Source organism: Serratia sp. EC4, from assembly GCF_059652115.1.
This window is the reverse complement of sequence record NZ_JBNIDE010000010.1, coordinates 92124-117896: the sequence shown is the minus strand read 5'-3', so window position 1 is coordinate 117896 and position 25773 is coordinate 92124. Positions and strand designations below refer to the sequence as shown.

Here is a 25773-nt window from a genome sequence, read left to right as displayed (position 1 = left end):
ATCATCCGGGAAGGGTTGTTATTATTTTTTGCTAAATTGCTAAACCGGTTTTTCATGGCGAAAGATAACGATCGAGGAGCGGACTGGCAATCAAGTTTGCTAACCCGATTCAGCTATTGTGATCGAGCGCGCAAATCGCGGGTTAAAAGACCACGGCGCCCAGGGGATCGCCGTGGATGCAGGGGATCAACGCAGAAAAGCGGCCAGCTCTTCGGCGTGAGGCAGGGCGGTCATGGCGCCCTTGGCGGTGGTGGCCAGCGCGCCGCAGGCCTGAGCCTGGGCGATAACCGCCGGCCATTGCGAGTCCTGCGGCAATGCGTGAAGGCGCGCCAGCGCCGCTAACAGCCCGGCGACAAACGCGTCGCCGGCGCCGGTGGTATCGACCGGCACGACCGACGGCGCGCGGAAATGGCGCAGGCGATGCCCATCGTGTACGCAGACGCCGTCGCCGCCTAGCGTCACCAGCAGCAGGCGCAGCGGATAGGTTTGCATCATCCAGCGGATGCCGTTCTCCACATCGTCAAGGTGGCTGATGAAAGCCAGCTCTTCGCGCGACAGTTTCACCACATCCGCCAGCAGCAGCGCCTTTTGCAGGCAGGGGCGCAGCGCTTCCGGCTGACGCCAGACCTCTTCGCGGATGTTGGGATCGAAACTGACCCGGCCGCCGACTGCCCGCATGCGTTCCATCGCCGTAAAGGCCGTGCTGCGGCTGGGCTCCTGCGACAGCGCGATGGAGCAGAGGTGCAGCCATTCGCCCCGTTGGAAAGCCGGCAGATCGTCGGGCTGCAAAAACAGATCGGCGCTGGGCTGCACCATAAACGTGAATGAGCGCTCACCGTGCTGATCGAGATCCACCACCACCGTGGAGGTGTGGTGTTCGGGATCCGAAAGCATATGGTCAATATCCACCCCTTCATCGCTCAGCACCTGCTGCAGAAAGGCGCCGAAGCTGTCTTGCCCCACCCGGCCGATAAAGGCGCTGTCGCCGCCCAAGCGGGCGATACCCACCGCCACGTTCGCCGGCGCGCCGCCGGGGCATTTGAGATAACCGTTGGCATTTTCCGGCACCAGGTCGATCACGGCGTCGCCCAGTACCCATACGCGATTCATCATGCTTAATCCCTGTTTTTGTCGTTGTCAGATGGTGAGCTAAAATAGAAGAACCGGTTTAGCAAGGCAATGAAATAATCCTCAGAGCCGCTTGGTCAGTGAGGAAGATCAATCTTTCTGCTGGGCTTGGGGAAGAGGGGATCTGCCCCGCGAACCAGCGCGGGGCGAGATAGCGGGGCGTTTAGCCCAGCTTCGGATAGACGCCGGGACCGATTGGCAAGCCTAGCGCATACCAGACCAGCAGCAGCAAAATCCACACGCTGAAGAACACCACGGGATAGGGCAGGATCAACACGTAATAGGTGCCGAGCTGCGCGTCTTTGCGGTAGCGCTGCAGGAAGCCGAGGAACAGCGGCAGGAACGGCGACATCGGCGCCAGCGGCAGCACCGCAGAGTCGGCGATGCGAAAGATCATCTGGGCGAACGCCGGGTGGAAACCGAGCAGCATAAACATCGGCACGAAGATCGGCGCCAAAATTGACCAGATCGCCGAGCCGCTGGCGATGAACATACACAGGAAGGCGGAGAGGAACATCAGGCCGAGAAATGCCGGTGCGCCGCTCATGCCGGCGGCTTCCAGCATATCGGTCAGACCGACGGCCATAAACTTGCCCATGTTGCTCCAGTTAAAGAACGCCACGAACTGCGACAGCGGAAACACCATCACGATAAAACCCGCCATGCTTTTCATCGGATCGAGCAAGTGGTGGGGAATATCGTCCGGCCGCCGGATCTGTTTGGTGACTACGCCATAGGTAATGGCGACGGTGAAGAAGAACAGGATGATGATCGGCACAATACCCTTGATGAACGGGGAAGGGATCACCGAACCGGTGTTCGGGTCACGCAGCGGCGCGGCCTCCGGCACCACCAGAGCGGCGATGATGGCGATAAACACCAGCGCGGCGATGCCGCTCATCATCAGCCCCCGGTTCTGCAGCGGGGTCAGCGCTGCGATTTTGTCTTCGGCGCCGCCTTGCCACTTCGGCAGACGGGGCTCGATAAACTTGTCGGTGAGCAGCGCGCCGGCGATGGTCAGCACGATCACGGAGGTGGCCATAAAGTACCAGTTGTCTATCACGCTGACGTGAACCGCGCCATCCACCGCTTTGGTGGCTTCGGTGCTGATGCCGGAAAGCAATACGTCGGTGGTGACGATCAACAGATTGGCGGTAAAACCGGAGGCGACGCCGGCGATCGCCGCCAGCAGTCCGGCTATCGGGTGGCGACCCACCGCTACAAACATCAGCGCGCCGAGCGGCGGCATCACCACCAGCGCGGCGTCCGACGATATATGACTGAAGAAGGCGATAAACAGCACCATATAGCTGGCGTAGCGGGCGCTGACGCGCGAGGCCATTTTATACATCAGCGCCTGCAGCAGGCCGACCTTTTCCGCCAGGCCGGCGCCTATCACCAGCGCCAAAATAGCCCCCAGTGGCGCAAAGCTGCTGAAATTATGGATGATATTGGGAAATATCCACTGCATGCCCGCCACGCTCATCAGGTTATTCACCTTGATGAGCTCGCCGGTGGCCGGATTTTTCACCGCCACATCGAGCCAGGAAAACAGCGCGGTGGCCAGCATAAGCACCAGGATCAAATAAACGAACAATAAAAACGGATTGGGGATCTTATTGCCGATGCGTTCCACCCAGTAAAAAACGCGTCCGGGGCTTTTATTGATTGGCGTTGTGGCCTCACTCATGATTTTACCCTCTGTGTTTGCTCTGTTGTGTGATTGTTATTATTTGATTTATTTATAATTATTCTTGGTGGCCCGGTTGTCCGGGCCCTGTCTGTTCATGCTATTTCAATGGAGATGGCTTCACCCCCTGCGGGATGGGGCAGCGGTACGGCTGTTCGGCGCGCCGGCGCTCAAACTCGCTGCGGCAGCGCGCCAGCAGGGCGCTGTCGCTCAGCAGATCGACGGCGGTCGCCGCCATCACCTTGCCGGCCAGGCACATGCCCTTATGGGCGATAGCGGTGCGGCCCTGCGCCACCAGTTGCCAGGTGTGCAGCGGAGTGCCGAGTGCGAAACAGGGGCTAAAGCATTGGGCGGTCGGCGCCACCCAGCTCACGTCGCCAACGTCGGTAGAGCCGTACAGCAGATCGTCGGATTCCACATAAGGAGCGACCTCGTCCATCAGCACCTTATCTCCCAGCAGTTGCACCCACTCGCGCCCGGCTGCACCGCCGGTGCGGGCAATGTTGAGTTTGGCGTTGCGCAGATCGTCGCGGCTCAGCGTCTGGCGGATTTCCTCGGCGAAGCGGCGTTCGGCGTCGCTGTACTCGGGCAGACCGAAATCACACAGGTTTTGATACATCGCGCGTTCAAGACTGCGGTTTGGCACATAGTTGGAGCAGGCCTTGTCGAAGCGCACTTCCATCTGGGTGTCAGTCATCAGCGCTGCGCCCTTGGCGATGTTAATCACCCGTTGGTAAATGTCCTGCGCCTGGTCGAGCTGCGGTGCGCGGATCAGGTACAACACCTCGGCGTCGGCCTGCACCACGTTGGGGGAGCTGCCGCCGGTGTGGGTGACCGCATAGTGCAGCCGCGCTTCTTGCACGATATGTTCGCGCAGGAAGTTGGCGCCGGTATTCATCAGCGTCACCGCGTCCAGCGCGCTGCGCCCCAGGTGCGGCGAGTTGGCGGCATGGGCGGCGACGCCCTTGAAGTGAAACGCCGCCTGAATGTTGGCCAGCGTACTGGTGTTGAACATGCCGCTGAAGCCTTCCGGGTGCCAGGTGAGGGCGGCGTCGACGTCGTCGAACAGGCCTTCGCGCACCATAAAGGTTTTGCCGGAGCCGCCCTCTTCACCCGGGCAGCCGTAGAAGCGCAGGGTGCCGGTCAGCCGGTTCTGCTGCATCCACGCCTTGGCGGCGAAGGCGCCCGCCAGCGCCGCGGTGCCCAGCAGATTGTGGCCGCAGCCATGGCCGTTGCCGTTTTCCACCAGCGGCTGCGGCGTGGCGCAACCGGACCGCTGGCTCAGCCCGGCCAGCGCGTCGTACTCGCCCAGCAGCGCGATAACCGGGTGACCGCTGCCGTAGCTGGCGATAAACGCCGTCTCGATGTCGCCCACGCCGCGCTCGACCGAGAAGCCTTCCTGTTCCAGCGCATCGGCCAGCAACGTGGCGGAATAGGTCTCGTTAAAGCGCGTTTCCGGATGGTCCCAAATCGCGTCGCTCAGCGCGCTGAAGCGGGACTGGCGTTGGTCAATGTAGTCGTCGATAAAAGCCTGCAGTTCTGAGTTGCTCATGCTCCGCTCCCGAATGTCGGCAGGTTCAGCGCCAGCGACGCCAGCGTTTTCACCGCCACCGCCATCACCTGTTCGTTGAAGTCGAATTTCTCGTTATGGTGTCCGGCGCTCAGCTCGGTGCCGAAAATGACATATGAGGCCTGGCCGCCGCGGGATTTCACCCGTTCCATCATGTAGGTGGCGTCTTCCGAACCCGCAGCCTGTTCGCGGCGATCGACCACCGAGGTCAGCTCGGTTATCTGCTGCGCCTGGCGACGGATGTAATCCACCCACGGTTGGGTCGGTTTGCTGCTCTGCGCCGCGCCCATCAGCGCGATGTCGCAGGCGACGCCGTGCATTTTGGCTGCGCCTTCGATGGCGTTCAGCGCCTGTTGATAGACGAACGCGTTGATCTCATTGGTGGCGCCGCGCGTCTCCACCTTCATAAACGCCCGATCGGCGATCACGTTGCGGCCGGTGCCGGCCTGCAGCACGCCGACATTGATGCGCGAGCTGCCTTCGCTGTGGCGCGGGATGGCGTAAAGCCCCAGCGCAGCCTGCGCCGCTGCCAGCAGCGCGTTGCGACCGTCTTCCGGCTTGGCGCCGGCGTGGGAGGCGACGCCGCGAAAGGTAACGTCCAGCTTGCTGGTGGCCATAAAGCTGTCGCTGCCGCACACCAGCTCGCCGGCCGGCACGCCGGTGCCGATATGCACTGCGGTGAAGAAATCGACGTCGTCCACCACGCCGGCCTCCACCATCGATTTTGCGCCGCGCGTGCCTTCTTCCGCCGGCTGGAAGATCAGTTTGACGGTGCCGCTAAGCTGGGACTCCAGGCTTTTGAACACGTGCGCCAGCCCCAGGCCGATGGTGGTATGGCCGTCATGACCGCATGCATGCATCATGCCGCTGTTGCAAGAGGCGAACCCTTCACGGAACGGCAGGTGCTCGGGTTCCAGCAATTCGTTGAGATCGAGGGCGTCCATATCCACGCGGTAGGCGATAATCGGGCCGGAGCGGCCGGTATCGAGCGTTGCGACGATGCCGGCGAAGCCGCCGGAAAAGTGCGGCAACCATTTTTCCAACGCGCCCTGATTGCGGGCGCGCAGTTCCTGCGCCTCCAGCTCATCGGACGAGGGCAGTCCCATGCGCGCCTCTGCCTTGATGACCTCGCGGCCCAGCTGCAAACGATAACCCAGCCGATCGAGTTCTTCCGCCACCAGGGTGGCGGTGCGGAACTCAAACCAGCCGGATTCGGCATAGCGGTGGAAGTCGCGGCGCCAGGCCTGCAATTGCGGGTACAGATCGGCCACCAACATCGAAAGCGAATTAGTCATAGTGATATCTCATAAGTTATCGCGCGCTGGATCGCTCCAGGCAGCAGTTATGCTCTGAACTGAAATCAGACGGTGAAGCTATTGCAAAGAAAAAGGTGCGTTTGGTTACTAACTGCCGTGAATGGCGCTTATTGGCGCAGAAAATGCGCTTAATTAAGCGAAATAAGAATTTGGTTATTTATTATGTTTTTTCCGAATGTACACAATGGAATCTGGCTAAATAAGATGCCAATATCTTGCTATTGATAAATAACGGTTATCGCCTTTCGCCTATGCCAGCCTCGATAAAATTGCACCAATTGCGTGCATTTGTGGACGTTAGCCGCCAGGGCAGCATCCGCGCCGCCAGCCGCACCTCTCGCCTTTCCCAGCCTGCACTGACCAAAGCCATTCAGGAGCTGGAAGAGGTGCTGGGCGCCAAGCTGTTTATTCGCCGCAGTCAGGGGGTGGTATTGACCGACTGCGGCGATAACTTTTTCCAGCATGCCAGCCTGATCCTCGAAGAGCTGCGGGTGGCGCAGGAAGACATTCAGCAGCGGCTGGGGTTGGCGGGCGGCACGGTGAATATCGGCGTTGGCGGCAGCATTGCGCGCACCGTGATGCCGCAGGTGGTCACCCAGTTTCACCGTGAGTATCCGAACGTGAAGGTGCGCATCGTCGAGGGGCAACTGGTGTCGATGATCCCAGAACTGCGCCAGGGCGAGCTGGATTTTACCGTCAATACCTATTACCCCAGCAGCCTCGACAACGAGCTGCAGTATGAACGGCTGATGGAAAAAGAGTATCGGGTGGTGGTGCGCAAAGGGCATCCGATGGAGGGGGCGACCTCGCTGAAACAGCTGCAGCACTGCGACTGGACCATGCCGACGCCGAAAGGCAGTTATTACCGGCTATTGCACGATCTGTTCGGGGACTTGGGCATGGCGCCGTCGATCAGCGTGACCTGTGAGACCTTTATGGCCTGTACCAGCCTGGTGGCGCAGAGCGATTTTGTCAGCATTCTGTCGGTGGACGTGATTTCGGATCCGATTCTGGGCAAGCATTTGGTGCCGCTTGAGCTGGAAGAGCGTCTGCCGAAAGCGACGTTTTATCTTATCCAACGCAAGGACACCACCTTGACGCCGATGGGCGCGCACCTGGCGCGCCTGTTTCGTCTTTATTGTCGGTGATACCGAAGCCCCATCGGGGCCTGGGTATCAGAAAGCGATCGACCCCTGCACGAAGAAGGTGCGCGGTTCGCCGACGTACTTGCCGAAGTTATTGTCGTTGGAGCGGGTGAAGTAGCGCTGATCGAACAGGTTTTTCACCCCGGCGCCCAGCGTCAGGTTAGACAGCTGCGGCCCGAAGTTATATTCCCCGCGCATATTCCACACCATGTAACCGGCGATGTTGCCGAACTGGCCATCGGCGCTTTCCTGCGTGATGTACTCCGGCCCGGTGCCCGGCGAATGCTGTTTCGACTGCGCATAACCGTCCAGATTCCATACCCAGCTGCCGGTGGCGTAACGCGTACCGACGGTATAGACCTGGCGCGAGTAGAACGGCAGATCTTTACCGGCGAAGTCGCCCTTGTCGGTGCTGGCCTTGGTGTAGGTATAGCTGGTGTAGACGCTGGCGCCGTCGAGCGCCCGATTCAGCTCGCTGAGATCGTAGCTGAGCGCCAGCTCGATGCCTTTGTGCTTGGTGGCGCCCATGTTGGTCCAGCCCACGTCGTTGCTGATGTACTGCAGCTGGTTATCGAAGTCGATATAGAACAGCGTGGCCTCGGCCTTAACCACGGTGTCGTCGTAGCGGGTGCCGAACTCATAGGTGCGCGCTTTTTCCGCCGTCAGCCCCGGCGCCGGCTGGTTGCCGTTGCCGCCTTTGGTCAGTTGGAAATACTGCATGCTGCCGAACGAGGTGTTGGCGTTGGCGAACAGTTTCCATGCGTCAGACAGGTGGTACATCACGTTCAATGACGGCAGCGGCTCGCTGTAGCTTTTCTCGCGGCTGATGTTGTTGAACGAATCGTCCACGTGGGTGCGAATGCTTTCATAACGCAGGCCCGGCGTGACCGTCCAGTTGCCGACGTTAATGGTGTCGTCGATATAGAACGCGTTGGCTGCGGTGCCGCCAGAGGTGTGCTGGTAATAGTCCGGGGTCTCCGGCGTCGAGCCGATATTCGCCGGGTTATACCAGGCCGAACGAGACGCCTTTTCATCCATGGTTTCATTCAGGTAGCGGTAACCGAGGGTGATCTCGTGCGCCATATCCCAGAAACGGAAGACCTGCGAGTAACTTGGTTCGATCGCCCAGGTTGAATAGTGGCGCGGATAGGAGACCATGCGCCGCTGGCCCGCGTTTTTGCCGGTGCCTTCCGATTCGATGTTGCTGCCGCGGTAGCTGTCGGTGAAGTAGGTCAACACTTCGAACTGTTTGTCGTCTTCCTGATGTTTGTACTTGAACGACATATCCTTGCGGCGGCCTTCGAACTGGTCCCACGGCCGCGTGGACTGGAACGGGTTCTGCGCGTATTGCGCGCTGCTCAGCCCGCCCGGCATGCCGGCTTTGGCGTCGTAGTAATGGAAATTGGCCAACAGTTCGTCGCGATCGGTAAACGCATAACGCGTTTTCAGCATGAAATCGTCGATGTCGGTGTTGTCGTTGTTGTCGCGGTAGCCCTGGCCGTGCAGGCCGGAATAGAGCAGTTCGGCGCCGAGGCCGTTGTCTGCGGTGCCGCCCACGGAGGCGCTGGTCAGGGTCTTCAGGCCGCCGTGGCTGGCGCCCTGGGTTTGTACGCTGGCGGTGCCGCCAAACGTTTTGGGAATGTCTCGGGTAACGAAGTTGATCACGCCGCCGACGTTCTGCGGCCCGTAGCGCACCGCGCCGCCGCCGCGCACAACGTCCACCGATTGCAGATTACCGATAGACAGCGGAGCCATCGACAGCTGCGGCTGGCCGTAAGGCGCGACCGCCAGCGGGACGCCGTCCATCAGAATGGTGGAGCGTGGAGAAAGGCGCGAAGTCAGGCCGCGCACGCCGACGTTGAGCGAGATGTCGCTGCCGCCGGTGCCGTTGCTGTCGCGCACTTGCACGCCGGGTACGCCGCGCAGGCTATCGGCGATGGTTTGGTCGCCCTGTTCGTGCATTTGCTGCTGGGTGACGATGGAACGCGCGCCCGGATGGTTGAGCAGCACCGAACTGGTATCAGGGTTGTCCAGCCAGTTGCCGACGACGGTCACGGTGTCGGTATCGTTCTGAGATGAGTTATCAGTAGCAAGGACAGGGAATGCGACGGCGATGGAAGCCGTCAGCAGAGAAAGCCGAAAAAGAGGTGACATAATAATGCCTTAAGAGTTTCAGACCCGGATGTATTTTTTTAGAAAAGACAATCTTAATGATAATTATTGGCAAGTAAATAAAATTGTTACGGGATAGTTAAGTAGGCAACTAAATAATGACTGCGGGAAACAGGGCCCGGCTGGCGGGCCCTGGCGGGGGTTATTGTGGCGTAAGCCAGAAGACGCCGCTGTAATCCAGCGCGGTGAATTTCTGGTGCACCATTTCGATATCCGCTTGCGGATCAATATCTTTAAACAGCGCCGGGTGCAGGAATTTGGCGATCGCCTCAACCGCGATAAAGTTGAGAGGCGTGTCGTAAAATTGATGATAAATCGCCATCACGCGTTTTTCTTTCACCGCTTTCAGCACGTTAATGCCGGTGCGATCCAGCAGGTGCGCCAGTTTCTTTTGGCTGGTGGCCATATCGGTGGCGTAACCCAGCGGCACCGCCAGCGTGCCGCGATGGCCGCGGCTCCAGTCGGCGCCGGTCAGCAGATAGAAATCCGGGTTGCTGCTGATCACCTGTTCGACGTTCACTTCACCGCCCATGTCTGAAAACAGCGTGCTGCCGATATTGTTGCCGCCGGCGGTATCGATGAACTGCCCGAAACTGCCTTTGCCGAAGGTGTTGCAGCACTGTTCGCCTTTGATGCCGGCGCTGCGCTCGATGAAGACGCTGGGGCGCTGTTCCGGTTTCAGCGTGGCGACCCGCTGCCGCACCAGCTCGAGGCGCTGCTGATAGAGACGGATGAAGGCGTCGGCATTGGGCTGCTCGTCAAATACTTTACCCAACAGCGCCATGCTGGCGATGGTGTTGGTCAGCGGCTGTTGGCGAAAATCGATGATCAGCACCGGGATGCCGACTTTTTCCAGCTGGGTCAGCACGCCGCTGTCTTTCAATTTGCTCAGCAGGCCAATGTCGAAAATGATCAGATCCGGTTGACGCACCACCGCGCTTTCCACGCTGAAATCACTGGTGTAGGGGTTGTCGAAGGTGGGGATCTGCATGACCTGCGGGAATTTTTTCGCGTAGGCTTCAACCAGATCCGGCGCTTTGACCTTCAGCGAGTTGTCCCAGGCGATGATGTTTTTCAGCGGCTCCTGCGGATGCAGAATATTCAGCGCCAGCAACGCGCGGGCATCGGCCAGGATAACGCGTTTTGCCGGTTGCGGCAGGGTGACCTGGCGGCCGGCGACATCGGTGACGACGATCGGCGTGGCTTGAGCGGCGCCGGCCAACAGTAAAACGCAGGCGGCCAACCAGCGGCCGGCTTTGGCGATAAGAACAGCGGGCATGAAGATCCTTGGGTAATCGGCGAAGAACGAGAACGCAATGATAAGCGATATCCTTTCGATTTTTGAACTCCCACAGTGCCGATAGTTACTCATGGCCCATCAGCGGGTCGCTGACGCTGTGTTCGCCATCTTCCAGCCGCCCCGCCAGGCGACGCAGCCAGCCCCCGGCGCTTTGCAGCGTAATATCGTACCAACCGCCGCTGGCGCGGGCGTCAAACGCTTGCTGGTGGCTGCCGCCCGCAGGCAGCGTGATAGGCCACGGGCCTTGCTGCGTGTAAGGGCAGCGTTCGAGGGTGATCGCTATCGCTTCGGTGCCCGGGTTATTCAACTGCAGCAGCAGGTTGCGGCCCGTCGGGCGCAAACGCACCTCAGGCTGCGGCCGGCTCAGGGCGCCGCGCAGTTCACGATGAAAGCCGTTGGGGCCGAGCAGCCACAGATGGTACTTATTTTCTGCCCGCCAGTCGTCGCTGACCGCCTTGCCGGCCTCGACGGTATAGCGACGCGGGATTTGCGTCAGGTCTCGCCGATCGTAGACGTGAAACACCGCTCCCTGCTCGCCGGTATTGAACAGGTTCAGCGTCACGCGGCGTTGCTCGGTCGCGACGCTGGCCTCGACGTGCAGCTGGTAGGGCAGAGCGCGGGAAGGGCGCGCCAGGCGGCGTTGGTGGGGTAAACGCTGGTGGGTGGGCGGCGGCAGCGGCACCTGCGGCAGCTGTTCCTGACGCTGGCGCAGGCCGTCGGCGGCGTGGCGGCTGGTGGCGGGCAGGCTCGGCAATGCTTCACCGTTAGGATCGACAAAGTTGAACGCCGAAGTGAGATCGCCGCACACCGCGCGGCGCCAGGCGCTGATGTTGGGTTCATGCACCTGAAAGCGCTTTTCCAAAAATTGCAGCACCGAGGTGTGATCGAAAACCTGTGAATTGACCCAGCCGCCGCGGCTCCAAGGCGACAGCACCAGCATCGGGACCCGCGGGCCGGGGCCGTAGATGCGGCCGTCCGGCGGCGGTTGATCCTGCGAGCCGGGCGGCGCCACGTGCTGGAAGATCTCGGTGTCGAACGGTACGGTCGATTTACCGGCGAAGCTGCCGTCTTCGCGCAGCGACGGCGCGGAAGGCGAAGGCATATGGTCAAAAAAGCCGTCGTTTTCGTCGTAGTTGACCAGCAGGACGGTTTTACTCCACACCTCCGGGTTGTCGGTCAGCGCGTTGAGGATCTCTTGGGTGAACCAGCCGCCCTGCACCGGGCTGGAGGGATCGGGATGTTCCGAATAGGCCGCCGGCGCGATGATCCAACTGACCTGCGGCAGTTTGCCCTGCTGCACGTCGGCGCGGAATCCGGCCAGCATGGCGTCCAGGTCGTTGCCGTCGGCGGCCGGCAGGGTGTTGCCGTTGCCTTTGTAGAGCGGTGCGGCCTCGTTGAGCGCATCGCTATAAGGCACGAAAGCGTTGAAGTCTTTCGACGGCCGCGCCGGGTTGCCCACTTGAATGCTGGCGGCGCGGTATTGGCGAAAACCCGCCAGCGGGTTGTCGGTAAAGTTGTCCGGCAGGAATTGATACACCTTCCAACTGACGCCGCTCGCCTCCAGCCGTTCCGGATAGGTTGTCCACTGGTAGCCGATGTCCGCCGGGCCGGGACTGTCCCATTCGTTGACCACTACCGCCACGTCGGCGGCGGACGGGCCGTTGGTGCCGGTCCAGTGGAACAGCCGGTTGGTGTTGGTGCCGGCGTGGATGGAGCAGTGATAGGCATCGCACAGGGTGAAAGCGTTGGCCAGCGCGAACTGGAACGGCAGCTCTTGCTGACGGTAGTAGCTCATCGAGGCCGGCGTTTTGTAGGTGGGCCAGGCGCTCATGCGGCCGTGATCCCAGGCGGCTTGCTCATCCACCCATGAGTGCGGCGTGCCGGTGACGCGCTGGGCGTTGCCGCGTTTGCTGTCCAGATGGTAGGGCAGCACCAGCCGTTCGGCGCCCTGTTGCTGCCAGACGAGGCGATCGCCGGGCAGTGGGATGGTAAAGCGATCGCTGAAGCCGCGCACGCCCGGCAGGGTGCCGAAGTAGTGATCGAAAGAGCGGTTTTCCTGCATCAGGATCACCACGTGTTCGACGTCGCGCAGGGTGCCGGTGCGGTTGTTGGCGGGAATGGCCAGCGCTTTGCGAATCGAGGCGGGCAACAGCGAGAATGCCGATCCGATGGCGGCAGCCCGCAGGATATCTCTGCGTGAAAGGTCAGGCATGCGTCGTTAATCTCCGTCAGTGTGCTTTGAAGATAGCCGCTGACGACGATAATGGCGAAAAATAACAGGGAGATGAAAGCGAGGGAAACAATGCTCCCTGGCGGGAGCATTGGGGGGTAACGCTTACTGCCTGATCAGGCGGCCGAGCGCCGGCGCCGTCTCGAAATCGCTGCGGAAGGGGTTGATGTCCAGGCCGCCGCGGCGGGTGTAACGCGCGAACACGCTGAGTTTTTCCGGGCGGCAGCTCTGCTTGATGTCGTTGAAAATGCGCTCGACGCACTGCTCGTGGAATTCGTTGTGCTGGCGGAAGGAGATCAGGTAGCGCAGCAGGCTTTCGCGATCGATTTGGCGGCCTTCATAGCGGATAACCACGCTGCCCCAGTCCGGCTGGTTAGTGACCAGGCAGTTGGATTTCAGCAGATTGGAAGACAGCGTCTCCGCCACGCGTTCTCCTTGATCGGCCGCGCCGCTCAGGTATTCCGGCTTGAAGGCGAAGTCGTCGATCGCGATATCCAGATCGTCGATGTTGATGCCCGGCAGGCGATCGATTTGCGCCGGGTAACCTTCCAGCCCAGGATAGAGTTTGACGGTGACCTGGCCGTTGGCCGCCTGCGACAGATCTTTTTGCATGGCGGCGCTCACCTGTTCCACGCTGTCGAAGCGCGTTTGGTTGAAACTGTTGAGATACAGCTTGAACGACTTGGATTCGATCAGGTTCGACGAGGAATGCGGGAAGGTAAATTCGCCGATGCCCACCACCGGCTTGCCCTTGGCGTTGAGCCAGGACAGCTCGAAGGCGGTCCAGAGATCAAAGCCGCTGAACGGCAGTTGCCGCTCGTCCACGCCGATCAAATCGCGGCCGCGCGCGCGCGGCAAGGCTTCGAGCAATGCGGGAGCATATTGATCCGGATAATCGGAGTTCGCGCCAAGATGGGTGATCTTATCTTGCTTTTGGATATGCATATTCATTGCCCTTTGCTTGTTCGGTATTGATGTAGCGGTTAAACAGACTGCGGGTGGCGTAGATCGGCCCGACGCCCAGCAGGGCGTAAACCACCTTGATCAGGAACTGCGACAGGATCATGGTCTTGATGATGTCCCAGCTCAGCACGTTGTAAAACGCCAGCGTACAGAACACCACGCTGTCGATGGCCGACGCCACTACGGTACTGGTGATCACGCGCACAAACAGGTAACGGGAGTTGGTCAACTCTTTGATTTTGCAAAGCAGATAGGAATTGACGTTCTCGGAAATCAGATAGGCCGCCGACGAGGCCACCAGCACCGCCATGATGCTGTGCACGATGCCGTTGTAGGTCTCGCTGTACTCCCACTGCGGAATGCTAGGCACCAGCGTTGTCACCCAGACTCCCAGAACGAAGGTCAGGTTGGCGATAAACGAGATGATGATGGTGCGCCGAGCCAACCGCAACCCATAGAATTCGTTAAGGATGTCCACCAGAATGAACGTGAGCGGGTAAATGAAGATCGCCGGCGGCGTGATGAGATTCAGCACCGGGATTTGGATCGGCTTGACGCCGCACAGCGTTGAGAAAATATAAATCACGCTGAGCGCCACGGTAATAATCAGATAGGCGTACCAGGAGCGTTCGTGGCGATCGCTGAGCTCGTAGGCGGTTTTTTGTTGGTTATCGCCATAGAGTTTGCGGTACAGCGCCTGCAGCTCGTGCCGGCTCAGATCTTCTGATATTTCGCTGTCGGCCAGCTCATTCAGCCCCATGGTGATGGTTTTGCCGGTGGCCAATACCATGACATTGGCCGCGATGGTGCCATGCCGGGTGAAGCCCAACAGCTTGAACTTCTGATTCGGTTCCATTTATAACCTTTCTCCAACGATGTAACCCAGGAATTGCACGGTGTCCTGAGGGCGTTTGTCCATGCTTTCGCTGTCTTTGTCGTCAACCACAAAGAAGCCGCTTTTTCCCGAGTGATACAGCAAAGGCGAATCGCAAATCAGTACCGGCGGGCGTTTGATGATGATGACCTCGCCGGGAATAAATGACCCTTTAATTTCGGTCTCTATTTTCATTGCCAACATGTTCGACTCATCGCCGAAGAAATAAGTCAAAGGGAACTCAGTGACCAGTTGCCCGATCTTGCGCTGCGAGACGGCCAGATAGCGCGACTGCGGGATCACCGGAATGGCGGAAGGGTTCTTGTTGCCTTCGGTGGACAGCGTTTCGTTAAGCAGCTCCAGCTTTTCCAGATCGTAATCTTCGATCTCTTCACAGGAGACACCGAAGAAATCGGAGATCCGATTCACGGTGGATTGCTGAACGTTGTTCACTCTTCCGTCAAGAATTTTGTAGAGGGTAGTGCGCGTCAGGCCGCTGCGATTGGAAAAGGAAGCCTTGGTTTCACCGCGGGTACGCATCAGATATTCAATATTTTTAATGATGTTGATTTTGCGCTGTGCGTTGGTGGTTTTCATTGGCTGTCCTTACAAACATTACGCAGGCTTCACTATATCTTACGCATTGGCGTTGTCCAGATAAAAAGGCGCGGACGAGCGGGTAACGAACTGATTATTAGTGGTAATTATTGTTTATCGTCAGCCGTTTAGCGCAGTGATGTCAGCGGGGGTAGCCTGCTTCCTCTGCGAGAAAGATAAAGCCGTGCAAATCAATTGATTAGGTTTTACTTATGGAAAAGTGAACACAAAAGCCGGTTTTATGTTTACTTTTATGTTGACCAAAGCCGATTTCATGGGCTACTGTTCATGCAAGCTGAAGCTTTTCTTTACGATCAAAATACGGAAGCCGACAGTTTTTATAATAAAAAGCTCAGAGGGGGCAATGCCACACTCTGAGCATAAATGGATAGCTTGCTACCGACACCAGGGACCCTAACCACCACGGCCGCTTGTCTGCGCGATCGGCCCCTTCTTTTGCATTGAATCCCCTTTTCGAGCGTCAAACACTCCCCCGAGACCTGGAGGAGTGCATTACCGCGTTCACGAAAATCAGAGCGATTTCTGTGATGCCAGCGGTTTTTGCGCCCGGCTGAAGACCAGTTTAAGCACCCAATACAGCAGGCTGGCAGCGACCAGGGAATTGATGGTCGGTACGCCCCATTCGGTCGCCAGGCCGACGGCGCCGCCGGCGATGCTGGCGACGATCGCCGCCCAGCCGATAGTTGGCGTTTCGTTCGGCAACTGGCCGGTAAGGCGGCTCTCATCCAGGATCTTGCGATGGCTGCGCAGCAGATAATAGTCCACCAGCATGATGCCGATAATCGGCGGGAAGACCACGCCAAGCACCGTCAGGAAGTCGACAAAGCGGTCAAGAATGCCCAGCACCGACAGCGTGGTGCCCAGAATACCGATCACCAGCGTAGTGTAGGTGTACTTCAGCTTCTTGCCGGTGATGCCTTCCACCGCGTTGACGATGCCCAGCGAAGAAGAGTACAGGTTGAGATCGTTGACGCGCAGGGTGGAGAACACCACCACCAGCAAACCGGCGCCGCCGGCCGCTTGCGACATGATGGTGACCACATCCGCGGTGCCCAGGGTTTTGGCGATCAGGATCGCCAGGCCGTTCACCACGAACTCGCCGGCGATGATGGTGAAGAGCGTGACGCCGAGCACGTGCTTGCCGTTTTTGGAGTAACGGGTCAGATCGGGGGTCATCAGGCTGGCCACGATGGCGCCGCCGACGACGATGGTGATGCCGGCGCTGATGGTCAGCGGTTCACCCGGCGGCGCCAGCTGGATGATCTCCTGCAGGTTATGGCCGGAAAGCGCGGTCACCGAAATATAGGCCACCAGCATGATGAACATCGGCACCGCGATACGGGCGGCGATGCGCAGCGCCTTGAAGCCGAATGCCACCAGGATGGTCAACAGCGTGCCCGAGAGCCCGGCGGCCAGGCCAAAGCCCAGCTTATTGCCGAGCGCGAAGTCGAGCGATTTGGCGAAAATGGCGTTCTGAATGCCGAACCAACCCAGCAGACTGACGGCAACCACCACGCCGATCAGCACCGAACCCAGACGGCCGAAACCGCACCAGCGCGCCAGCAGGCTGCCGGAAATGCCTTCGCGCATGCCCGCCAGCCCCAGGCCGAAGGTCACCACGCCGAAGATCAGGCTGCCGACGAAAATGGCGGTGAAGGCGTCAATCAGCGTCATGGAGTTGCCGAGCACGGCGCCGAGCATGAACTGGTCCAGCGCGGTCAGCATGCCCATATGCACGATGGCCACGCTTAAAAACGAAACTCGTTTATCTTGCGGCACCCGGGTGAGCGGATAATCTTCGATCTTTATCACGGTGAGATCTTCCTTGCGGTTCAAATAAACTGAATGCCTTTGGTTATCAGGCGATCGGGAATGTAGTTATCCAGATTGGCGTATTTGCAGTATTCCTCAAATTGCTGCTGAGTATGCACGTTGGCCTTCTGGTAAATGTTATAAATGCGGTTTTCGATGGTCTTATTGCTGACATTATAGATTTTGGCGATCTCTTTCACCGTAAATCGTTGCAGCATAAGGAAAATGACATCGAGTTCGGCACGGGTGAACAGCTCGTTATTGACTTCGGTGGTCAACACGCTGGGTTTTTGCTGATTGATGTACTTCAACGGCGACAGGCTGTTCATCGGTTTGGCGTTCCAGATCACGCCAATCACCTGTTTGTCATCGTTGTACACCGGCAGCTTTTCGCTGATAAACGGCGTCAGGCTGTCTTTGCCGTACCAGTAGTGCGTTTCTATGACCGTGACCCGATCGCGCGCCGCTTCGGTCATCTTGTCATGTTCGATAAAGTCGGCGGCGGAGTCGGCCCAGTCGGCGGGGAACTCGTGGTCATATTTGCCGGCGACGTCGAAATTCAGCGGCGTATTGGTATAGAGATAAGCGGCGCGGTTCATATAGAGGTGGCGGGACAGGTGATCTTTGATGCCCCAGGGTTCGCTCAGGTGCTCCATCATGGTGATGAGGCCCTTAAAATAAGATTCATTATTTTTATGCGATGAACCCATACCCACCTCTGTGCCGCTCAGGCCGCGTTACAGGCTTTTAGCCAGATAATGGCGGGTGTGGCGATGCGCATAGTCGCCCAGTTCGCCGTAGACCCGGTAGCCCAGTTTTTCGTAGAAGCCTCTGGCCTGGAAATCGAAGGTATCGACATAGGCCATATGGCAACCGCGCTTGCGGGCTTCTTCTTCGGCCAACTCCATCAATTGGCGGCCGTACCCGCTTTTGCGGCATTGATCGCCAACCCACAGATACTGCACTTCCAGGCCGCCCCACCAGGTGCGCGCGACCAGGCCGCCGACGATCTGCTGGCTGTCGTCGGTAACGGTCAGGAACAGCGGGTGAATGTCTACGGGCTGGGTTTTATGATTGTGCGCCCAAAGGCTGTCGATAACGAACTCTTCATCCTGCGGATTGGGTTTGTCGGTGATATTAATATTCATTTTTAATATAATTCCCTGATTTAATTATTCAAAACTGAACTAGGCGCTTTCGCCCCAACCGCTTCTAATATCACTTTCGTTAATGTATTTCAAGGGTGGTTTTCACCCTTTTCCACCTGGTGAGCGGGCGCTTATGATAGGCGCCACAGGGAGAAGAAAATAGTGAAACAGGCGGTATTAAAACGCTGAAATGCCCTGCTTACACCATCTTTTCCTACTTGCGCCTCACCAGGGCCCCACCGGGAAAACTGCAGTACTGTATGGCTCCACCGGATAGAGCAAGCTCACTTGCCGACGGGGGAGCCACTTTGTTTTTTGACGCGCTCGCCCGCGGCCACTGTTCTCTGTCTCAGATATTAAACACTCTTCTTATCAGAAGATATGCGCCGCAGATGAAAATGTGGCCGATACCTTCTGAGCCGCGGATTCAGTCTTCTGCGATGACGCTGTCCAGCGCCGGCTCGATGGTCGCGCCCAGCATGGCGCCGTGCCCTAAGGTGGGCCATTCCCGATAGCCAACGGTGAAACCGTCGAGCTGCGCCAGCTGTTCGGCCAGCAAATGCGTTGCGTCCGCCGGCAGAGCGGGGCTCTTCACGCCGGGCGGGGCCGCGCGATCGCGTTCCGCCAAGCCAACCCACAGTTGCAGCCTTACCGCCGGCGCCGCGCGCCGTTCCGTCATCTGCTGCGCTTCTTGCAGGATCATGCCATTGCCCCACCACAGCGAGGGTTCCACGGCGATATAGCGCTGAAAGGCGGCGGGATGGGTAAACAACGTGTGCAGAACGAAGAGCCCGCCGTAAGAGTGCCCCCACAGCGTCTGCCGCTGCGGATCGACCGCCAGTCTGGCGGCGATCGCCGGTTTGATCCGAGTTTCAATCAATTGCAGGAACGCATCCGCGCCCCCGCCGGACCGTGGTGGTGTCTTCATGACTGCCGGCAGAGGGAGCGTATAGTCGTAGGCACGGCCGGCGGCATCGATGCGCAGATCGTTGTCATAGCCGATCATGACCAGCACCGGCGGCCGCTTCGCCGCTGCCAATTTGGCCAGTAAGGCGGCGTTTAACTCCATCAGCACCGCGTTGCCGTCAAGGAAATAAATCGTTGGATAGCCGTCCGGCTCAGGCGCCCGATGCGGTTGGGCGATGCGAACGCGATAATGCCGTCGGCCATCGGCGGAGGTGAAGCGCAGGTCGCTGAAACGGTAATCCGCAGAATCGCTATCGGCTACGGTAGCGCCGATCTTGCGTTCCAAATCGGGCCTGGCCAGCACGGAGCCCGGCAGCCAAAGGCCGATGGCGAGCGCCAGAAGCGCAGAGATAAAATGCCGGTTGGACAAAAACATGCGGGTTAACACCTTCGGAAAAAGGCCGATAGTAGCATCCGTTCGCGCCCGGCAAAAACCTAGCTTTAGGGCGGACATTCCGGCCGCGAATGGCGGCCAAAACCCGGAAGAGGGTCGCCAGTTGCTTTGCCGGGTTAATAGCAACTCATTGTTATTATTGGTAAGTCAGGAATAAGAGAGATTGCAATTAATTAGAAATGGTTATGATTTTTATGGTGAGAGGAATGGCGAAGGGAGGGGGAACTACACGGTTATCAACGATTTTTAGCAAAAAAAGCCCTATAAAATAGGGCAAAGACACACAACAACACCAGGGAAACTTTCCGGTATCTTATATTATAGCTTCCTATACATATAGAACATTTTATTATAAATATGTAAGTGATTCTTATTGATTATTTAATGCCATTATTTTTCAAATGGTTATGTGGTCCGGCTGAGGCATTGCTCTTGGGTCGGCTGCGGGCTATCAGGGATGGGTGGCGGGGCTTTTCTGTAACGGCGGCATGAACAAGCGAGGTCATTGGCCCGATAACCCTCAGGGCAATACCGGCCGGCAGGCTGCGAACATGTCGGCCGGTATTCCTCCTCGCGCTGGATACTGCGCCGCACGATCTTCTCTGCGGGCGTCCGGTGAAAATCAGTGCTGTTGCAGCGTCAGCATCTTGCCAAGCAAAATATCGGTCGGCGGCAAAATATCCGTATCCAACCCGGCGGAGGGGGTAAAAGTCAGCTCGCCAAAAATGATTTGGCCTTGCGAGATGTAGAAATCAACGCGAACAAACTCAAAGGGCGCCGACAAGCGAGTGGCGTACTCAAACAGTTCATCGTATCCCTCAGGTTTCACGAAAGCGTTTATCTCCTCCTGGCTCAATGCCAGACAGTCCTCGCTATAGCAAAGGAACTTGAACTCTTTGTCGAAGAAGTAATATTTTGGCGTCCCGGTATCCCTGCCGACGCACAGTAAGGTGCAGTAAGGCACACCGCGGAAACAATAGATTTTATAGTCTTCAGGCCCGTGACCATTGGCCGATTCGATATATTTTTCCCCAATGATCTTTTTTTGTATCCCTTTGTAGTTGAGTTCTACATAGGTTTTCCAGTAATCGTCTTTCATCCACCCATCAATCAGATGAGAGGCGCTTTTAATGTTCAATGATTGCTTATTTTGGCAAATTAAATTATACCCTGAACCGTGGTTTCCCTTGATGACAAATTTATCAGGCAGCGTTTCCCACGGTATTTCCTGCACTGAATCACAGGAAAAATACAACTCATTAAGAATCTCTTCACATCCCTTTTCTTTGATGTACTCTCTCACCGCATATTTATCTGCACATTGAGTCACTAATGCGTTATTACTGTAGTTATTCAACTTAAGATGATTTATTTTTTCATTCCAGGTTGAGGGGGACTGTAAATTCAGCGGTTTGCCAAATGCCCTTTTGTATATCAATCTGGCCTTGAATTCGGGGGCTAATACGGCCAGCTGATTCAGAATAAACTTCTTGAATTGTCTCTTCATATACGTAATTCCATCAAAGCATAATGACAATGATTAAGACGTTCTTGTATTTAAAACGCGGGCGGCACGCTTTCACTGCGCCATTGAATGGCTGTCGGCGTTGTTCCCAGATCAAATGGCTTGTGGTCTAACGCCCGATTAAGAATGCGGGCCGATCGCCAGGCCATCAGGCTCAGCTGAGGATCGGCAATGCCGTGATTATGCATACTGGCGTTCATCGCAAATAAGCAGTTCTCCGCTGGGCCTTCCCACTCAAAGGTAAAGTCAGGGGCTATGCGGTATTCGCCGTCCGCAGTCTTCAACAACCGGTGGGCCAAAGGCTCAAGGAACTCAGGCGTCGCCGATTGATAACCGGTGGCAAAGATCACCACGTCCGCCTTGAAGGTTTCCTGGCCGTGATCGAGATGATGACGCGTTTCGAGCTGGTAGGCGTTGTCCAGCGTGTGTTTCACGGCCGTCAGCGAACGGCTGGGCAGCAGGCGCACCCATAATTTCTCGCGCAGGACGTCGAAGCGGTGGTACATGGCGCGATAAATCGCCAGCAGCGACTCACTGGTGATGCCATCTGAGGTCATCTTCTGTTCGGCCAGCATATGCCGCTTGGCCGCGCTGTCCAGTGAGTAAAAGCTCTCGACGTAATCGGGCGTGAAGTATTCGTTGGCAAAAGCAGCCTCATCGAGCGCATTGTAGTTGTTGCGGCGCGATATCCAGTCGAGCTGCTCCGGCTGCCCCCATTCCCCTTTAAAAATATTCAGGAACAGATCTGCGCCGCTCTGGCCGCCGCCGACGATCGCCACGCGTTTCCCGGTCAGATCGGGGTTGCGCAGCATCATTTCGCTGGCGTGGAAACAGCGATCGCTTTGCGTCGTCACGCAATCCGGCAACTTTATTTTCTTGCCTATACCTATGCTGACGTGTTTGGCGTGGAAGACCTTATTCGAGGTGGTCACCACGAACTGGCGCTGCCGATCGTCAAATTCGACCCGCTGAACGTCTTGATTGAATGCCAATGATCCCATCCCGGCGGCGGCCCAGGTAAGGTAATCGGCGAACTCTTCGCGCGATGCGGTGCGCTGCTCCGTCGTCAGGAAACGATAAAATTTTCTGTTTTTCACCAGATAGTTGAGAAAGCTGTAGCGATTGGTTGGGGCAACCGCACTCACTAAATCTTTTAAGAAGTTGGTCTGCATACTGCAATCCGCCAGGATCATCCCTGGGTGCCAGGAGAAGTGAGGCTTGCGTTCAAGGAATTGTCCCGTAAATCCCTCTATTTCACTTCCTAAGGCTGCCAGGCTAAGATTCGATGGGCCAAGGCCAATACCGATGATATCCAAACGCTGATTCATTAATAAGCTCCAGTATAATGAGAATAATACCCAGAAATACGGCTGCAGATAGGGTGGCTTATAGCAACCAGGCTGCCTTTTTCTTATAAGTAAGCTTCACGAATTAAATGTAATTAAAAGGTGTACGGGCCAAAATGCCGCATTTTTAAATGCCCGTTGAGAATTCGGTAGCGCATCAGGTAAAGGCTACAGGCGTATTTCTTTCCATGAAAATCCCTATGAAGGTTTGCGCGTGTATTTAATGAATATTCCTAAGTAAAAATCCGATGCCGCCTGATTCATCAAGCCATGAAAACGGCTACCAGGGAGGATGTCCACCGTATGAGTTCTTATCTGCTTTTCTGGTGTATATGCCATTGCATTGCCGGGATCGGTGTATTCGTTGCTTAGAATAGCCTTAAAATAGGCGCGAGGAAGGTGAAATAACGTGATATTAGAGGCAGGATGCTTTTTGCAAAGATGAAATCGGAAGTGAAATTATGAAATTTGTGCGTTGCGAGGTGGTTTTTATCATTTAATTCAACATGTTATTTTGTTTTTTGCGGCAGAGTATCACACTCTTTCACTGAGGTGATACGCACGCTTCTGTACCTTTATCTCCTCTTGTTGCCCCCCGAAGGGCAATATTTTACCCCGAGTTGCATCACCCTAATGGGCGCGGATGGTTCGCGTTAACTACCGGGGTCAGGATTCGTTTAATTAATGCCGGACAAAGGGTGGCCGGAGAGGACGCTTGCTCGAGCCGAGTGTGAAAAAACCTGGCCACGCTGGCGCAACGATCGCGTCCGATCCGGCAATCTGCCTTGTCATCATCATTGACCATTCTTACCGACAATAAAAATCTTTTGGTCAGCTCGGGGCATTTTTGCGCGCTGGACAGAATGACAACCGTTGCGCTAAAACCGTGAAGACCTGCCAGGTTGATCAATCACGGGAGCTTCAAATTGCTGAGGTAGTCATACTGGGCTTGCGAAATGTCCAGTTCCCCATCGCTGAAAAAGACTTTTATAAACATATCGCCCTGGCCGACGATATCGACACGTTGGTAGGTTCCCGTCACAAAACGGCGCACGATAGCCTGAATGGCAGCGGTATGATTAGCAGGAACTGCATTGTTATCCGTGACTTTCTGTTCAAAAGTAATAGGGTGCTCTGCCTGAGGATCGGGACTGTATTGTGCGCGTTTGGCTGCGCTTTCGAACTTGAAATCATTAAAGGCGTTGTGGGTGGAGTTAAACATATCGGCAAGGTTTTTGATATGCGCCGCCATCTGATTCACGACCATGGTTTTATTGGTCACGAAGCGTTTACCCAAATAAGTGCCAGTCACTACCGCGAGTTGGGCGGCATTTCTGCCTAAAATGCTGCCAACGCCAGAACCGGCCCCCGTCCATAATCCCGCGATCAAAACCAGTCCGGCTCCGCCGACGGTGCTCGATGCGATATTCTCAAAATGCTGAACACGTGCCCCCATTTGCCATGAGGTTCCGGGAAAAGAGACATTAATGCGGTTATCCAGGTGATTAATTCTTCCGCCTGGTCGTTGTCCTGACTCAATATTATTGGCTGTCAGCCGGCGGTTGTTTTCATCTTTGAGTTCACCCAGCGTAAACGCGATCTGTCCGGTCTCCGTTTTTGTTAATCGAAAGACTTCTTCTGGTGACAGAGACCTGACGAGGATCAGGGCCTCATTTAAAATCTCACGGGTCAAAAAGTTGGCTGACACCCGATTATTCGATTCGTGTTGCGATGTCAGAGCTAAAATTTCATGTGACTTAGGAAATGCCATAATCCCCCCGCCATTACGATATGCACCGTAATGTGATTAGCTTTCTTTATTTTGCTTAATATCCCAGCCCATCTGCACCGAAGCTCCTTTATTGCCTTGCTTCGCTTGCTCCCAATATTCCATCGATACTTTACCGGCCTGAAAAGAGTATTCAATGCCTAGCGTGGAACCGTGCTCGACACCGATGAAGTCAGTATGAGTCACTAATACATCTTCCAGGGTAATACGGGTATATTCCACTTCCTGCCCACCGGCTTTGCAAAGCGACAACTGCACTTTGGCGAGGTGTTTACCGGCCGAACAGTATTTCAATAAGGCAGGTGTCGCTTTATCTATCAGAGCCTGTACGGTCAGATCGCGAAAATTCACTTTACCCGCACCGCCGCCGCCGCCAACGGCCATATTGCCAGGCTGCCGCGCGCCCCAGTTAAAGGAAAAGACATCGATCCATTGCTTGTGATTCGCATTTTTCGATTCGCCATTAATGCCTTCAACTTTTAAAAACATATCCATTGCCATGATTTTATCACCCGATCATTAACGTATTGTTAGGTGCCCGAATGCGCTTAGCTCTCTTTATTCTGCTTGATATCCCAACCAGATTTGCTTTCCGCGCCTTTAGTGCCGCTGCTGCCTTGTTCCCAGTAACTCATGGTGACTTTTGACGCCTGGAAGGCGTAATCAACCAGGATCGCATCATTTTGACCGACACCGTTAAAATCGGTTTGCGTCACCAGCACGTCTTCGAGAACGATTTTGGAATATTCCACCTGGTTGCCGCCCGCTTTGCAGACGGAAAGCTCGATTTTCGCGACATGTTTTCCACTGGAACAATATTTAAGAATGGCGGGCGTAGATTTGTCGATAAGCGCTTGAATACGGAGGTCTTGGTAATTCACTTTCCCGGAACCGCCCCCACCGCCGACAGCCATATTTCCTGGCTGTGAAGCACCCCAGTTAAACGAAAGTACGTCGGTCCATCCTTTATGATTGCTGTCTTGGGACTCGCCCGTCATTCCTTCAACTTTCATATACATATCAATTGCCATTGTCGTCGGATTCTCCATTATTTCGCGTTGGTGGCGGAATAGGTTAAAAATGTCTTATCAATGGGTAAAATTCAGCATAGCCTTATATGAATGAATTAACAGCAATGTTGTTTTTATTCGGAATGTTCCTAGTTTTAATCCAATATGTTGTGATTTAACAAAGTGATACCGTTATAGGTTCGTGGTTATATTCCATCACTGAATGACAATAAAAAACACTCGATAAACGGAGAATAGGCGTGCGCTCGTTTGACGCTTGGGGGGCGGGGATTGGGGGGCGGGCCTTTCGAGAAAGTGCACCTGTAATGCGAAATTGCACATCCATCGGATGATGCGGTGGCGCTTCAGCGCTGGCCCGCAGGGTGAGGTCTTCAGACCGAATAATCGAACGTAGTTCGATGGAGAGTCCAGTCCCTGAAAAGCAAAAACCCAGCCATAGGCTGGGTTCTCTAAATATGGTGCCCGGACTCGGAATCGAACCAAGGACACGGGGATTTTCAATCCCCTGCTCTACCGACTGAGCTATCCGGGCAACGGGGCGCATTAAACCGTATTGGCCGGATGGCGTCAATCGCTTTCTGTCACAAAGCCGATCGGTTGCTCTATTTTCAGGCAGCGAGCCCGGAGGGGCGGGAGACGGGGGGATGTCCTCATTCAATAAATATGCATATAAAACGTGTATTTATACCACTCAAAAACGCGCTATTTATTATTTTTCAATTAAATAACAATGGATTATGTCTTGGTCAACGGGCG

Annotated in this window: 20 protein-coding genes and 1 tRNA gene; 1 reads left to right on the top strand and 20 read right to left on the bottom strand. The window is 56.3% G+C overall.

Annotated features, from left to right (window positions below; genetic code table 11):
- Positions 1 to 186: 186 nt before the first annotated feature.
- The 4 genes from cscK to ACP39K_RS21535 form a co-directional block, all read right to left on the bottom strand.
- On the bottom strand, positions 187 to 1113 hold the full coding sequence (gene cscK / locus ACP39K_RS21550; protein WP_060445085.1) for a fructokinase: 927 nt from the start codon (positions 1111 to 1113) through the stop codon (positions 187 to 189).
- Positions 1114 to 1291: 178 nt separating this feature from the next.
- Positions 1292 to 2818, bottom strand: coding sequence for a p-aminobenzoyl-glutamate transporter (gene abgT, locus ACP39K_RS21545; RefSeq protein ID WP_028127596.1), 1527 nt, complete (start codon positions 2816 to 2818; stop codon positions 1292 to 1294).
- A 100-nt stretch (positions 2819 to 2918) separates the two neighbouring features.
- Positions 2919 to 4370, bottom strand: a complete 1452-nt coding sequence (locus ACP39K_RS21540; protein WP_079450163.1) for a M20 family metallopeptidase — start codon at positions 4368 to 4370, stop codon at positions 2919 to 2921.
- Entirely contained in the window at positions 4367 to 5683 is a 1317-nt protein-coding gene (locus ACP39K_RS21535) for a M20 family metallo-hydrolase (RefSeq protein ID WP_497008823.1), read from the bottom strand. The genes ACP39K_RS21540 and ACP39K_RS21535 overlap by 4 nt, the downstream gene beginning before the upstream one ends.
- A 272-nt stretch (positions 5684 to 5955) precedes the next feature.
- On the opposite strand from ACP39K_RS21535, the gene ACP39K_RS21530 reads away from it, so the two are divergent.
- Positions 5956 to 6852, top strand: a complete 897-nt coding sequence (locus tag ACP39K_RS21530; RefSeq protein WP_015379061.1) for a LysR family transcriptional regulator — start codon at positions 5956 to 5958, stop codon at positions 6850 to 6852.
- A 27-nt stretch (positions 6853 to 6879) separates the two neighbouring features.
- Here ACP39K_RS21530 and ACP39K_RS21525 read toward each other — a convergent pair whose 3' ends face one another.
- From ACP39K_RS21525 to ACP39K_RS21450, 16 genes are all read right to left on the bottom strand, one after another.
- Entirely contained in the window at positions 6880 to 9003 is a 2124-nt protein-coding gene (locus ACP39K_RS21525) for a TonB-dependent receptor family protein (RefSeq protein WP_033639383.1), read from the bottom strand.
- Positions 9004 to 9163: 160 nt separating this feature from the next.
- On the bottom strand, positions 9164 to 10300 hold the full coding sequence (locus tag ACP39K_RS21520) for an ABC transporter substrate-binding protein (protein WP_147881449.1): 1137 nt from the start codon (positions 10298 to 10300) through the stop codon (positions 9164 to 9166).
- A gap of 85 nt (positions 10301 to 10385) precedes the next feature.
- Complete coding sequence (locus ACP39K_RS21515) at positions 10386 to 12533, bottom strand: phosphocholine-specific phospholipase C (RefSeq protein ID WP_497008822.1); 2148 nt, start codon at positions 12531 to 12533, stop codon at positions 10386 to 10388.
- A 123-nt stretch (positions 12534 to 12656) separates the two neighbouring features.
- Entirely contained in the window at positions 12657 to 13496 is an 840-nt protein-coding gene (gene queF, locus ACP39K_RS21510) for an NADPH-dependent 7-cyano-7-deazaguanine reductase QueF (protein ID WP_028127598.1), read from the bottom strand.
- Positions 13474 to 14370, bottom strand: coding sequence for a queuosine precursor transporter (locus ACP39K_RS21505; RefSeq protein WP_004937338.1), 897 nt, complete (start codon positions 14368 to 14370; stop codon positions 13474 to 13476). Before ACP39K_RS21505 ends, queF begins: the two co-directional genes overlap by 23 nt.
- Positions 14371 to 14985, bottom strand: coding sequence for a helix-turn-helix domain-containing protein (locus ACP39K_RS21500; protein WP_004937341.1), 615 nt, complete (start codon positions 14983 to 14985; stop codon positions 14371 to 14373).
- A gap of 531 nt (positions 14986 to 15516) precedes the next feature.
- The gene (locus tag ACP39K_RS21495; protein ID WP_497008821.1) at positions 15517 to 16818 is read right to left on the bottom strand and encodes a cytosine permease; all 1302 of its coding nucleotides are present in this window, start codon (positions 16816 to 16818) and stop codon (positions 15517 to 15519) included.
- Between the two features lie 20 nt (positions 16819 to 16838).
- Complete coding sequence (locus ACP39K_RS21490; RefSeq protein ID WP_004937346.1) at positions 16839 to 17528, bottom strand: helix-turn-helix transcriptional regulator; 690 nt, start codon at positions 17526 to 17528, stop codon at positions 16839 to 16841.
- Between the two features lie 27 nt (positions 17529 to 17555).
- On the bottom strand, positions 17556 to 17966 hold the full coding sequence (locus tag ACP39K_RS21485; RefSeq protein ID WP_016930107.1) for a GNAT family N-acetyltransferase: 411 nt from the start codon (positions 17964 to 17966) through the stop codon (positions 17556 to 17558).
- Positions 17967 to 18393: 427 nt separating this feature from the next.
- Positions 18394 to 19308 carry an alpha/beta hydrolase gene (locus ACP39K_RS21480; protein ID WP_497008820.1) on the bottom strand — a complete coding sequence of 305 codons (915 nt, stop codon included), beginning with the start codon at positions 19306 to 19308 and terminating at the stop codon, positions 18394 to 18396.
- A 640-nt stretch (positions 19309 to 19948) separates the two neighbouring features.
- A complete protein-coding gene (locus ACP39K_RS21475; RefSeq protein ID WP_448175383.1) occupies positions 19949 to 20833 on the bottom strand; it encodes an ATP-grasp fold amidoligase family protein in 885 nt (294 codons plus the stop codon).
- A gap of 50 nt (positions 20834 to 20883) precedes the next feature.
- Positions 20884 to 22179: a lysine N(6)-hydroxylase/L-ornithine N(5)-oxygenase family protein gene (locus tag ACP39K_RS21470; protein ID WP_033639387.1), complete on the bottom strand. Its 1296-nt coding sequence runs from the start codon at positions 22177 to 22179 to the stop codon at positions 20884 to 20886.
- A 928-nt stretch (positions 22180 to 23107) separates the two neighbouring features.
- Positions 23108 to 23968 (bottom strand): hypothetical protein, encoded by an 861-nt coding sequence (locus ACP39K_RS21465; protein WP_228009761.1) that lies wholly within the window; start codon positions 23966 to 23968, stop codon positions 23108 to 23110.
- A 36-nt stretch (positions 23969 to 24004) separates the two neighbouring features.
- Complete coding sequence (locus ACP39K_RS21460) at positions 24005 to 24487, bottom strand: Hcp family type VI secretion system effector (protein WP_025304261.1); 483 nt, start codon at positions 24485 to 24487, stop codon at positions 24005 to 24007.
- Between the two features lie 47 nt (positions 24488 to 24534).
- Positions 24535 to 25017 carry an Hcp family type VI secretion system effector gene (locus ACP39K_RS21455; RefSeq protein ID WP_004937362.1) on the bottom strand — a complete coding sequence of 161 codons (483 nt, stop codon included), beginning with the start codon at positions 25015 to 25017 and terminating at the stop codon, positions 24535 to 24537.
- Positions 25018 to 25473: 456 nt separating this feature from the next.
- Positions 25474 to 25549: transfer RNA gene (locus ACP39K_RS21450), tRNA-Phe, on the bottom strand.
- Between the last annotated feature and the right edge of the window lie 224 nt (positions 25550 to 25773).